The sequence below is a fragment of the Diaphorobacter sp. C33 genome, assembly GCF_030503915.1.
Classification (GTDB): domain Bacteria; phylum Pseudomonadota; class Gammaproteobacteria; order Burkholderiales; family Burkholderiaceae_C; genus Diaphorobacter; species Diaphorobacter nitroreducens.
In genome coordinates this window covers 3,380,488-3,393,303 of the sequence record NZ_CP129980.1, presented here as the reverse complement: position 1 = coordinate 3,393,303, position 12,816 = coordinate 3,380,488, and the positions used below count along the sequence as shown (strand labels likewise).

Annotated in this window: 9 protein-coding genes; 5 read left to right on the top strand and 4 right to left on the bottom strand. The window is 68.8% G+C overall.

Annotation, left to right across the window (positions count from 1 at the left end; genetic code table 11):
- Nucleotides 1-38: 38 nt before the first annotated feature.
- The 3 genes from QY917_RS16010 to QY917_RS16000 all read right to left on the bottom strand — a co-directional run bounded on the left by QY917_RS16010 (nt 39) and on the right by QY917_RS16000 (nt 5,235).
- Nucleotides 39-710, bottom strand: a complete 672-nt coding sequence (locus tag QY917_RS16010; RefSeq protein ID WP_123674874.1) for a response regulator — start codon at nt 708-710, stop codon at nt 39-41.
- Nucleotides 707-2,623, bottom strand: a complete 1,917-nt coding sequence (locus tag QY917_RS16005; RefSeq protein WP_123674873.1) for a type IV pili methyl-accepting chemotaxis transducer N-terminal domain-containing protein — start codon at nt 2,621-2,623, stop codon at nt 707-709. The genes QY917_RS16010 and QY917_RS16005 overlap by 4 nt, the downstream gene beginning before the upstream one ends.
- Before the next feature lie 170 nt (nt 2,624-2,793).
- Complete coding sequence (locus QY917_RS16000; RefSeq protein ID WP_123674872.1) at nt 2,794-5,235, bottom strand: adenosylcobalamin-dependent ribonucleoside-diphosphate reductase; 2,442 nt, start codon at nt 5,233-5,235, stop codon at nt 2,794-2,796.
- 291 nt (nt 5,236-5,526) lie between these two features.
- Between QY917_RS16000 and QY917_RS15995 the strand changes: the two genes are divergently transcribed.
- Entirely contained in the window at nt 5,527-6,381 is an 855-nt protein-coding gene (locus QY917_RS15995; protein WP_123675232.1) for a ChaN family lipoprotein, read from the top strand.
- Between the two features lie 27 nt (nt 6,382-6,408).
- Here QY917_RS15995 and QY917_RS15990 read toward each other — a convergent pair whose 3' ends face one another.
- Nucleotides 6,409-8,679 (bottom strand): bifunctional diguanylate cyclase/phosphodiesterase, encoded by a 2,271-nt coding sequence (locus tag QY917_RS15990; RefSeq protein ID WP_123674871.1) that lies wholly within the window; start codon nt 8,677-8,679, stop codon nt 6,409-6,411.
- A gap of 102 nt (nt 8,680-8,781) precedes the next feature.
- Here QY917_RS15990 and purU point away from each other — a divergent pair, with 102 nt between their 5' ends.
- From purU to QY917_RS15970, 4 genes are all read left to right on the top strand, one after another.
- Nucleotides 8,782-9,630, top strand: coding sequence for a formyltetrahydrofolate deformylase (gene purU, locus QY917_RS15985; RefSeq protein ID WP_011803889.1), 849 nt, complete (start codon nt 8,782-8,784; stop codon nt 9,628-9,630).
- 24 nt (nt 9,631-9,654) lie between these two features.
- A complete protein-coding gene (locus tag QY917_RS15980; RefSeq protein WP_012655462.1) occupies nt 9,655-10,575 on the top strand; it encodes a LysR substrate-binding domain-containing protein in 921 nt (306 codons plus the stop codon).
- A 175-nt stretch (nt 10,576-10,750) separates the two neighbouring features.
- A complete protein-coding gene (locus tag QY917_RS15975; protein ID WP_234305534.1) occupies nt 10,751-12,235 on the top strand; it encodes an FAD-linked oxidase C-terminal domain-containing protein in 1,485 nt (494 codons plus the stop codon).
- 92 nt (nt 12,236-12,327) lie between these two features.
- Nucleotides 12,328-12,783, top strand: a complete 456-nt coding sequence (locus tag QY917_RS15970) for a hypothetical protein (protein WP_012655460.1) — start codon at nt 12,328-12,330, stop codon at nt 12,781-12,783.
- Nucleotides 12,784-12,816 lie beyond the last annotated feature (33 nt).

Sequence of the window (12,816 nt, the reverse complement as noted above, 5' to 3'; positions counted from 1 at the left end):
CCGCCCTACTCCCTAAGAACTATGCCGGGCTCTGGGGGTTATTCCGTGAGGCGGTGGCGGTCCGAGGCGTAGACCGCCGCCTGCACGCGCGAGGACAGTCCCAGCTTGCGCAGAATGTGCTGCACATGGATCTTCACGGTGGTCTCGGCAATGTCGAGCGCACGTGCGATTTCCTTGTTGCTGAGACCGCGCGCAATCTCGCGCAACACGTCTTCTTCGCGCGGCGACAGCACCGACACGGGCTCTTCCTCTTCGGGCAGGGGCTCGGGCGTGGGCGCCCCCTGGGACTGGAACGCCGCCACCAGCTTGCCCATCATTTCGGGGCTGACCACCGGCTCGCCGCGTGCGGCCCGCCGTATCGCCTGCGCAAGCAGGTCACCGTCAATGGTCTTGAGCAGATACCCCTGCGCGCCGTTGCGCAAGGCGGCCGCCAGGTCCTGTCCATCCTCGCTCACCGTGAGCATCAACACGCGGCTGCCCTGCGACGCCTCGCGCAGGCCGGCGATGGCGTCCACGCCGCGCACACCGGGCAGGTGGTTGTCCAGCAGGATCACGTCGGGGCGCAGCGCAGGCAGCAGACGCAATGCCTCCGCGGCGTCCCCGGCCTCGCCCACCACGCGCAGGTCCGGCTGCTGGGACAGCAGCGCCACCAGTCCGCGGCGCAGCAAGGTGTGGTCATCGATCAGGAAAAGCGTGGTGGGAGCATTCATGCGGCGGCGGAAGAAACAAGGGAGAGGGGCAACGCAGGCTCCTCGCGGGTGGTTAGTGGCAGCTCCAGGACTACGCAGGTGCCACCGCCGCCGGGGCGCGAAACCAGCTCCAGATGCGCACCGATGCGCTGCGCGCGTTCACGCATGATGCCCAGGCCCACATGCAGCGAATCGGGTGGCACGCTGTCCGGGTCAAACCCGCGGCCATCGTCCTGCACCTCGAAGCGCCAGCGGGGGTGGCGCTGCACCCGCAGCTCCACACGGCGTGCATCGGCGTGCTTGCGCACGTTGGACAAGGCCTCCTGCAGGATGTGCAGCACCTGGATCTGCACGTCCTGCGCCAGCGGCAGGCCGTGCCCCGCCATGCTCAGCGCCGTGGCCGCGCCGGTCTGGTGTTCGAACTTCGAGAGCGTGGCGCGCAGCGCCGCTTCGATGTCCTCGTCCTGCGTGCGCGTGCGAAAGTGCACCAGCAGCTCACGCACGTCGGCATAGCATTCGCGCACACCGGTATCCAGCTCCGCCATGCTGCGGTCACGCGCTTCGGTGTTGCCCTTCGCCACCGCGTCGCGCAGCAGCTGGGTTTGGATCTTGAGAAAGGCCAGCGACTGCGCAATGGAGTCGTGCAATTCGCGCGCAATGAGGCTGCGCTCCTGCGCCACCGCTGCCTCGCGCTCCAGCGCCGAGGCGCGCAGGCTTTCCATGGAAGTGGCCAAGTGGTGCGCCATGGTGGACAGCAGCTCGCGCATCTCCGCCGACAGCTCCAGCGGACTGCGATACAGCAGCGTGACCTCGCCCAACAGGCGCTGGTGCATCTGCACCGGGATACTCACCACCGTCTCGAAGCCGGCCTCGCGGCAATGCGGCAACTGCAGGCCCCCGGCAGGCATGATCGGAATCACACGCATGCGCGCCTGGCCCTGCGCCTGTCCGCATTCGCAGGCGCCGGTGACCACGCAGTGCTCATGTTCCACCAGCGACTGGGGCAGCCCGTCGGAGGCCAGCAGCACGTAGCGCTCGTTGGCCTCGTCCGACCAGCGCACGGCCGCCGCGTCGCACCCCGCCACGCGGCGGATCTGCTGCACGAAACCCTGGGTCAACTCTTCCAGGCTTCCCGCCTCCGCCGCAAGGGCGCTCACCGCATACAACGCCGCCAGGCGCTGGTTGCGCACTTCGATGGTGGCGGTCTTTTCGCGTACCTTGCGCTCCAGGTCCTCGTGCGAGGTCTGCAGCGCATGGGCCATGAGGTTGAAACCCGCCGTCAGCTGGCCGAACTCGTCGTCGGCTTCCACCTCCAGGCGCGTGCCCAGATCGCCCTTGCGCAGCCGCGCCAGGGCCTGTTGCAGCCGCGTGACGGGGTTGAGTACGAGCAGGTAGCTCAGCGCCATGAAGGCCACAGCCGAGCCGATGGCCAACGCCACCATGAACAGGTGGAACAGATGCAGCACCGCCGTGAGGCGCACGATCTGGATCTCGATGGCCTCGACGAAGCTGTCCAGGTCCAGCACGAAGGCATCGGCGCGCGCCACGGCCGCGGCGCTGCTTTCATAGCGCGCGGCGGCTTTCCAGTCGTTTTCGATGAGCAGCCACTGCCGCCGGATGTGTTCGTAGCGCTCGCGCGTGTCATCGCTCCAGGGCACGAACAGCGGCCGGGCGGGGTCACCCGTGCGCAGCAACTCCAGCCCTTCGTTGAAGCGCGTTTCCAGCCGCGCGAATTCCTGGGGCGACTCGTTCTGCTGGGCCAGCACCATGCGCAGCATGTTCATGCGCAGGCGACCCGCCTCGTTCACCGCAGCGGCGCCCCCCTCCAACTTCCAGGTCACCCACAGCGTGAAGCCGATGGATGCCAGCGCCACCAGCAGGAACACCGTGCCCATGGCCAGCAGCTTGGTGGACAGCGTGGACTTGTTGCGCATGGCGGCAGTGTAGGCACGCGCTTTTGAAATGTCTTGATGGAAGTCAAGTTTGCTCAAGCCTATGGCCGCGGCATACAAGCGAAAACATGCTTTCGCGCGCTCCCATCAAGCGCGAATAGCTATCATATTGATAGTAAACGCCCTGGTGTTGCCAGGGCGTTCCGGTCTGCTCAGCCGCAGCTGCCCAGGGCGCCGCACTGGGTGCAGTAGTCGCAGCCATCCTTGCGGATCACGGCGTGGGCACCGCACTCATTGCACTTCTTGCCGGCCATGGCCGGGGGCATGCCGGTCGCGGGCGCTGCGGCGGGCTCGTCCAGCGGCAGCACCTGCTGCTGCGGCATGGCACGCTGGGCCAGGATGTTCTGCACGGCATACGCGATGGCGGCCACCTCGGAGTCGTGCCACAGCGGCACGTGGGTGCCGTCGGCCTTCTGGTGCGTGCCCAGGCGCACGGGGCCGCGGTCCCAGGCCACCTTGCGCATGTCGGACAGCGCGCGCTCCAGGAAGCCACCGCGCGCGGCCAGCGACAGCAGGCGCATGCTGGAGGTGATCCACTGCTGCGATTCGCCGCTCTGGCCCACGGGCATGAAGAACTCGATGGCGCGGTCCACCGTGCCGCCGCGCCCGTCAGGCACGGGCAGGAAGGAGACGATCAGGTACAGCGTCTTGTGGCCTTCCTGCGTCCAATACTCCAGCTTCTCCGCCACGGCCGACAGGCCGCCCGTGGGACGGCTCTCGATCATGGTGCGCATGGGGTCCACCACCACCGGGGCGGGCGCGGCCTCGGGTGCGGCGACGGGGGCCGGCGCTGCGGCGGGCGTGACTTCCAGCACGGCGCCCAGGATGCTGTTGGGACGGTAGGTGGCCAGGCCCTTCAGGCCCGAGTGCCAGGCCTGCATGTACAGGCCCTTGAAATCGGCGTAGGGGTAGTCCTCGGGCACGTTCACGGTCTTGGAGATCGCCGTGTCCACGAAGGGCTGCACGGCCTCCATCATGGCCACGTGGTCGGCGGCGGCCATGTCCATGGCGCTCACGAAGTACGCAGGCAGATGGTTCACGTCGCCGCCCAGCGTCTTGTACAGACGCCAGGCGTAGTCCTCCACCACGTACTCGCTCTTGCTGCCGTCGGCCTCGCGCTTGCGGCGCGTGTAGCTCCAGGAGAACGGCGGCTCGATGCCGTTGGAGGCGTTGTCGGCGAAAGCCAGGCTCACCGTGCCCGTGGGCGCGATGGACAGCAGGTGGCTGTTGCGGATGCCGTGCTTGCGGATGGCCTTCTGGATGTCCGCGGGCAGGCGGCTGGCGAAGGTGCCCTTGGCCAGGTAGCCATCGGCATCGAACTTGGGGAATGCGCCCTTTTCCTTCGCCAGTTCCACCGACGCGCGGTAGGCCGCGTTGCGCATGCGCTCGGCGATCTGTACCGCCATGTCGCGCCCTTCCTGGCGGTCGTAGCGCTTGCACAGCATGGCGAGAGTGTTGCCCATGCCCGTGAAGCCCACGCCGATGCGGCGCTTGGCCGCCGACTCGGCCTGCTGCTGCGGCAGAGGCCAGAAGGTCACGTCCAGCACGTTGTCCAGCGCGCGTACCTGGGTGGCCACGGCCTGCTCGAAGGCATCGAAGTCGAACGACGCCTCGCCATGCAGCCCAAACGGGTTGCGCACGAAGCGTGTGAGGATGACCGGGCCCAGGTCGCAGCAGCCGTAGGGCGGCAGCGGCTGCTCGCCACACGGGTTGGTCGCCTGGATGGTCTCCGTGTAGTGCAGGTTGTTGTCGGTGTTGATCTGGTCCAGGAACAGGATGCCGGGCTCAGCGAAGTCGTAGGCCGACTTCATGATCGTGTCCCACAATTCGCGCGCGCGCACCGTGCGGTACACCCACTGGCCGTCGGCACGCTGGTGTGCGCCCTGGGCCTGCAGCTCCGCACCGGGCGCGGCGCCATGCACCAGCTCCCAATCACGGTCCTGCTCCACCGCCTCCATGAAGGCATCGGGCACGCCCACGGACACATTGAAATTGTTCCAGCGGCCCGGCGTACGCTTGGCGGTGATGAAGTCCAGCACGTCCGGGTGGTCGATGCGCAGCACGCCCATCTGCGCGCCGCGGCGCGCGCCCGCACTCTCCACCGTGGAGCAGGACTGGTCGAAGACGTTGATGTAACTGCAGGGGCCCGAGGCCATGGAGGCCGTGCCCTTCACCAGCGCGCCGCGCGGGCGGATGCGCGAGAAGTCGTAGCCCACGCCGCCGCCGCGGCGCATGGTCTCGGCGGCCTCGCGCAGGGCCTCGTAGATGCCGGGGTAGCCCGCGTCGTCCACGCCCTGGATGCAGTCGCCCACGGGCTGCACGAAGCAGTTGATGAGGGTGGCCTGGATGTCGGTGCCGGCAGCGCTCATGATGCGCCCCGCCCCGATGGCGCCGGCACGCAGGTTGTCCAGGAAGCGCGCCTCCAGGGCCTGGCGCATGTCCTCGCGCTCGACCGAGGCCAACGCCCGCGCCACGCGGCGGAACAGATCCTCGACATCGCTCTCGCCGTCTTTGAAGTATTTCTCCTTCAGCACATCCATGCTGATGGGTTGTGTAGACAGGGCGGGGGCAAGGTCGGTGATTTCACGCTGCATGGAAGGGGCTCCGAAAGGATCTAACTGACGTGCACGCCGCGACCCAAGCGCGGCGGCAATTCTCGAATTTTCACACCGCGCGGGACGCTTCGCCGCGAACCTTACATGAAGACCCTGCGAAGTCGTTGTCGCCTCGGCGGTCACGCGGCCGTGCAGCCTAGTTGCGCTCTCCGTTTCCTGTAGCACGCCAGCCGCCCGTGGCGCGGCCCGCCGCAAATTACGGCCCAAAGCGCTCCTCATGCAAGTCACATTTACGCCCGGTTGCAATGCCGCCACGTCCTACCATTGGGCATGCCAACCCTACCGCTGTACCGCTTTCTGCTCGCCACGCTGGCTCTGGCATTCGCCGCCGGCTGTACCACACTTCTGGAGCAGTCGGCACCAACCACCGCGGGCAACGCCGCCTGGGACGCCCAACTGGAGCGCTGGCCGCCCGTGGACGCCCTACTGCTGGGCGAGCAGCATGACGCCGCCGCCCACCAACAGTGGCAGCGGCACACGGTCCAGTGGCTCGCCGCGCGCCAGCGCCTTGCGGCCCTGGTGTTGGAGATGGCGCCCGAAGGCGCGGGCACCGATGGCCTGCCGCCGGACGCGGGCGCTGCCCAGGTGCGCGCCGCGCTGCAATGGGATGAACAGGCCTGGCCCTGGGACCGCTATGCGCCGGTGGTGATGGCTGCCGTGGCCGCGGGCGTGCCGGTGCGCGGCGGTAACCTGCCGCGCAGCCAGATGCCGCAAGCCATGCGCGACACCGCGCTGGACACGCACTTGCCTCCCGCCGCGCTGGCGCGCCAGCGCACCGCGATCGAGGAGGGCCACTGCGGCCTGGTGCCGGCGCAGCGGCTGATGCCCATGGTGCGCATCCAGTTGGCGCGGGACGCCCGCATGGCGCGCGCCGTGCAGGCCGCCCACCGCCCCGGCCGCACGGTATTGCTGGTGGCGGGCTTCGGCCATGTGCAGCGCAGCTTGGGCGTGCCCACGTGGCTGCCGAGTGATTTCACGTCAAAAGTGGCAATAGCCCAAGCGGGACAAGCGCGAGAAGCTATTGAAAGCGAAGCGGATTACGTCCACCGCACGCCGGCGCTGACGCCCCACGACCCGTGCGCGGAGCTGCGCGAGCGCTGGCCCGGCCCGCCGTCCGCGCCGTAGCGGACGCCGGCCCCAGCCCGCGCTCGCTCAGCCCGCCATGCCGTTGTGCGCCTGCAGCAGCCGGGCGAACTCCTCCGCCGGCAAGGGACGGCTGCACAGGTAGCCCTGGTAGGCGTCGCAGCCGCGCTCGCGCAGGAACGCCAGCTGCTGCGGCGTCTCCACCCCCTCGGCCAGCACCGACAGCCCCAGGCTGTGCCCCATGGCAACGATGGCAGCGCTGATGGCCATGTCGTCGGCGCTGCGGGGAATGTCGCGGATGAAGCCCTGGTCGATCTTGAGCACGTCGATGGGAAAGCGCTTGAGGTGCGCCAGGGACGAATAGCCGGTCCCGAAGTCGTCCACCGCCATGCGCACGCCCAGCTGCTGCAGGCGTTGCAGCACGGCGCGGATCTCGTCGGGCCGCTCGGCCAGCACCGACTCGGTCAGTTCCAGCTCCAGGCAGCGGGCCGGGAAACCGCTGGCCTTGAGCGCCTCGGCGGCGCAGGCGGCCACGTCGGTCAACTGGAACTGGCGCGGCGAGAGGTTGATGGCCAGGCGGATCTCCGGCAGGCCGTCGGCGCGCCAGCGTTGGCCCTGCTCGCAGGCGGCGCGCATCACCCACTGGCCCAGCGGGCCGATCACGCCCGAGGTCTCGGCCACGGGGATGAAGCGCGCGGGCGAGATCATGCCCTCTTGCGGGTCCAGCCAGCGCACCAGCGCCTCGGCCCCCATGATCCGGCCGGTGGCGATGCATACCTGCGGTTGGTAGTACAGCCGCAGGTGCCCCTGCGCCAGGGCCACGCGCAGCCGCGCCTCGATCTCCAGGCGCTCGCGCGCGGCCTGAATGAGCGATTCGTCAAAAAAGCAATACGCGCCGCGCCCGCGGGCCTTGGCGCCGTACACCGAGGAATGCGCGCCCTGCAGCAGCGCCTCGGTGGTCCGCGCATGCCCGGGGAACATGCAGATGCCCACGCTCACGCCCACCACCACCTCGATGCCGTCGGGCGTGCTCCAGGGCGTACTGGCCGCGGCGATCAGGTGCCGCGCCACGGCTGCCGCGCCGTCCGCATGGCGCAGGTGGCGGGCCAGCACGGCGATCTCGTCGCCTGCCAGCCGCCCCAGCAGATCGCCCGGGCGCAGGCTCTGCTCCACCTGGCGGGTGATGTGCCTGAGCACCTCGTCGCCCACGGCGTGGCCGTAGCTGTCGTTCACGTCCTTGAAGCGGTCCAGGTTCAGGAGCAGCAGGGCCATCTGCTCGCCGCTGTCCTGTGCCTGGCGCACGGCGCTGTCGAGCTGCTCGCCAAACCAGGCGCGATTGGGCAGGCCGGTCAGCGGGTCGCAGTGCGCCAGAAACTCCAGGCGCTGGTGCTGGGCCTTTTCCTCGGAGATGTCGGTGAACATGCACACGTAGTGCGTCACCGCGCCGTCCGCGCCGCGCACGGCCGAGAGCGACATGCGCTCCGGGAACACCTCGCCGTTCTTGCGCCGGTTCCAGATCTCCCCCTGCCAGTGGCCCGTCTGGCGCATGGTGTCCCACATGGCCTCGTAGAACGCCGGTCCGTGCCGCCCCGACTTGAACACGCGCGGGTTCTGGCCCAGCAACTCTTCCTCGGTATAGCCCATGAGCCGCGTGACGGCCGGGTTGACCGAAAGGATGCGGCCGTCGGCATCGGTGACCACCACGCCTTCGATGGTGTTATCCACCACCGTGGCCGCCAGGCGCCAGCGCTGTTCGCTGAGCGCCTGCGCGTCGCGCGCGGCATGCACTTCGCGCAGGGACTGCAGTACGCACACTAGGTGGTCGGGCTCGCTCTCCAGGGCCAGCACATGGCTCACGGTGCACAGCACGGGCAGCTGCGATCCATCGCGCTGGTTGCGGCACCAGCGCTCGCCCTGGTAATGGTCGATCTCGCCGGCGCGCAGCCGCTGCAGTTGCCGCTGTGCCCAATCGCTGTCGTGCGGGCGCACCAGCGTGCGGAAGTCGATCTGCGGCAGCGGCTCGTGCGGCGCCACGCCCAACCATTCTCGCAGGCGTTCATTGGCCCACACCAGGCGGCCGTCCATGCTCAGCCGCGCCATGCCGGCGGGCGCGTGGCGCAGCACCTGCTCCACCCGGCGCGCCAGGGTGCGCCGGCTCCCGCCCCGGCGCCAGCGCAGCAGGAGCCAGCCCAGCAGTGCGCCCGCCAGCACGGCGTCCAGCCCGCTCTTGTACTGCAGCAGGGTCTGCAGCGCCTGCGGCTCCAGGGGCAGGTACTGCAAGGCGGCCGCACCCGCCCAGGCCCAGGCCGCACCCATGGCAACAACGGCCAGCGCCAACATCCAGCGGCCCTGCAGGGGCCTCCACGAGGGCCTGCGGCCCGCGCCTTTACTCAGCAATCCACACTCCTGAAGGGGCCTCGCGTGCTGCGACAATCGCAGCATATGACCCATTCCTACATCCTGACACTGTCCTGCCCCGACCGGCTCGGGCTGGTGCACGCCGTCTCCGGCTTCCTGCTGGACCACGGCGGCAACATCGAGGAAGCCGCTCAGTACAACGACCAGGGCACCGGCCTTTTCTTCATGCGCGTGCAATTCGCATGCGAGTCCACCGACGAAGCCACCCTCAAGGCCGAACTGGCCACCTTTGCCGAAGAGCACAGCATGCGCTGGAGCCTGCATGCCACCAGCGCGGCCATGAAGACCGTGCTGATGGTCAGCAAGGAAGGCCACTGCCTCAACGACCTGCTGTTTCGCTACAAGAGCGGTCTGCTGCCCATCGACATCCGCGCCATCATCAGCAACCACCGCGACTTCTACCAGCTCGCGGCCAGCTACAACATCCCCTTCCACCACATCCCCGTCACCGCCGCCACCAAGGCGCAAGCCGAGGCCAAGCAGTACGAGATCATCCAGGCCGAGGGGGCCGAACTGGTGGTGCTGGCGCGCTACATGCAAGTGCTGTCCAACGACCTGTGCACCAAGCTATCGGGCCGCGCGATCAACATCCACCACAGCTTCCTGCCCAGCTTCAAGGGCGCCAAGCCCTATTACCAGGCGCATGACCGCGGGGTGAAGCTGATTGGCGCTACCGCCCACTACGTGACGGCCGACCTCGACGAGGGGCCGATTATCGAACAAGATGTTACAAGAGCGGATCACACGGATACCGTGGAAGATCTCACCGCCCGCGGGCGGGACACCGAAAGCCAGGTGTTGGCGCGCGCCGTGAAGTGGCACAGCGAGCACCGCGTGCTGCTCAACGGCCACAAGACCGTCGTCTTCCGCTGAACCCGCCTTGCCCCACACGCCGCCATGGCCACGCAATCCCTTTCCATCGCGGCCAAGGCGGCCCTGGACGCCGCCAGCCTGCGGCGCATCCCGCCCATCCAGTGCCTGCTGACCTTCGAGGCGCTGGCGCGCCTGCGCAGCGTGACGCAGACGGCCGATGAGCTGTGCGTCACCCCCAGCGCCGTAAGCCACCGCGTCAAGCAGCTGGAGCAGATCCTGGGCACGCGGCTGTTCGGGCGGGCCGACTTTTCCCTGACCACCGACGGCAGCGCCTATCTGGCCCATGTGCGCGAGGGGCTCACCGCGCTGCAGCGCTTCCCAGGCACGGCAGTGGCCCCGGGCAAGCGCCGGCTGAAGATCGCGGTCACCCCCACCTTCGCCCGCGCCTTGCTCATCCCGCGGCTGCGCCAGTTCACCGAGACCTACCCCGAGATCGACCTGGCCCTGCAGGTCTCCATCCCGCTGCTGGACGTGGTGGCGGAGGACGCGGACCTCGTCGTGCGCTACGGCCCCGGCCACTACGCCGACATGGAGCATGTGGAGATCGCACGCGACGTGCTCACGCCCCTGGCCTCGCCCGGCTTCGTGCGCGAGCACGGCCCCTTCGAGCGCCCCGAGGACCTGGAAGGCCTGCCCCTGCTGCGCAGCCCGCTGGAGCCCTGGCGCAGCTGGTTCGCAGCCGTGGGCCTGGCCTGGGCCGAACCCAACGAAGGCTCGCAATTCAACGACGTGGGCCTGATGTGCGACGCTGCCGCGGCGGGCATGGGCGTGGCCCCGGTACGGCTCAAGCTCGCCGCGCCCTGGCTGGACCAGGGCACACTGGTACGCCTGTTCGACACCGACGCCCCCAGCCCCTACGCGCACTACCTGTGCTGGCGCACCGGCACCATGGACCGCTGGGAATGCGCGGCCTTCGCGGACTGGCTGCGCCGCACGCTGGGGTAACCCCGCAAGCGGCGCGGCCGTGCGCAAGCCAATTTCTATAAGCCAAATCAGGCTCTAGCGCTTATCCATCAAGCGCCAGTAGCTATTAATAACGCAGTAATTGGCGCAACACGGCTCACGCCCGCCTGCAAGAAAACTCACGCCGCGCGCGCACGCCATGGCCTACAGTCACGCCATGCCCAGCCCCACATCCACCGAACGCGCCCAGCGACAGGCCGAGGTCGTGCAGGCCCTGTCGGCCTGCGTGCCGCAGCATGCGCTGCTCTGGCAGCCCGAGGACACCACGCCTTACGAATGCGACGGCCTCACGGCCTACCGCCAGCGCCCGCTGGTCGTGTGCCTGCCCGAGACGGAAGGCGAAGTGCAGGCCGTGCTGAAGACCTGCCACCGCCTGGGCGTGCCCGTTGTGGCGCGCGGCGCTGGGACGGGCCTGTCGGGCGGCGCCATGCCGCATGCCATGGGCGTGACGCTGTCGCTGGCCAAGTTCAACCGCATCCTGGACCTGGACCCGGTCGCCCGCACGGCGCGCGTGCAGTGCGGCGTGCGCAACCTGGCCATCAGCGAGGCCGCCGCGCCCTACAACCTGTATTACGCCCCTGACCCCAGCAGCCAGATCGCCTGCACCATCGGCGGCAACGTGGCCGAGAACTCCGGCGGCGTGCACTGCCTGAAGTACGGCCTCACGGTGCACAACGTGCTGCGCGTGCGCGGCTACACCATGGAGGGCGAGCCCATCACCTTCGGAGCCGAGGCGCTGGACGCGCCCGGCTACGACCTGCTGGCCGCCGTGATCGGCAGCGAGGGCATGCTGGCCGTGGCATTGGAGGTCACCGTCAAGCTGGTGCCCAAGCCGCAGTTGGCGCGCTGCATCATGGCCAGCTTTGACGACGTGCGCAAAGCCGGCGACGCCGTGGCCGCGGTGATCGCCGCCGGCATCATCCCGGCCGGCCTGGAGATGATGGACAAGCCCATGACCGCCGCCGTGGAGGACTTCGTCAAGGCCGGCTACGACCTGACGGCCGAGGCCATCCTGCTGTGCGAGTCCGACGGCACACCTGAGGAGGTGGAGGAAGAGATCGCGCGCATGAGCGAGGTGCTGCGCGGCTCGGGCGCCACGGCCATCTCGGTCAGCACCAGCGAGGAAGAGCGCATGCGCTTTTGGAGCGGGCGCAAGAACGCCTTCCCCGCCAGCGGCCGCATCAGTCCCGACTACATGTGCATGGACTCCACCATCCCGAGGAAGCGCCTGGCGGACATCCTGCTCGCCATCCAGGAGATGGAGAAGAAATACCAGCTGCGCTGCTGCAACGTGTTCCACGCGGGCGACGGCAACCTGCACCCGCTGATCCTGTTCGATGCCAACGACCCCGACCAGCTCCACCGCTGCGAGCTGTTCGGCGCCGACATTCTGGAAACCAGCGTGGCCATGGGCGGCACCGTGACGGGCGAGCACGGCGTGGGGGTGGAAAAGCTCAACTCCATGTGCGCGCAGTTCACCGTGGAGGAGAACGCGCAGATGTTCGCGCTCAAGGAGGCGTTCGACCCGCAGGGCCTGCTCAACCCCGGCAAGGTGATCCCGACGCTGAACCGCTGCGCCGAGTACGGCAAGATGCTGGTGCGCAACGGCAAGATGAGCCACGCCAACCTGCCGCGCTTCTGACGGCCACCACGCGCGCTCGCGCCCTGGGCTGACAGCGCGGCGCGCAACGAGGTGCCAGCATGGCGCTTTTACCCCTGACAAGGAGGTGCGCCATGCCCGTGTTGTCCCCGTTCCCGTTTCGACTTCCCCGCCGTCTGGCGCCGCTGGGTCTGTGTGCCCTGCTGGCCAGCGGCGCCAGCGCCGTGCAGGCGCAGGCCGACAGCGCGCCCCGCCCGGCCGTGCTGCCGCCCGTGCAGACGGCCGGCGCGCTGCACTACCAGTGCGGCGGCATCGGCACGGACGAATCCACCGCCATGCGCGCAGCCATGAAGGACTACCCCCTGTCGCTGCTGTTCGCGCGAGCGGATGGCGCCTACGAGGCCAACGTCGACGTGCGCATCACCCCGCAAGGCGGGGGCGACGCGATGCAACTGCGCGCCGGCGGCCCCGTGTGCCTGCTGCAACTGCCTGCGGGCAGCTACCGTGTGGAGGTACAGGGCGCCGGCCAGAACCACAGCCGCACCGTGCAAGTGGGCCGGGCGCCGCAAACGCTGGATTTTCGGTTCTAAGCAAAATCGGGTCTTAGCGCTTATCCAGTAAGC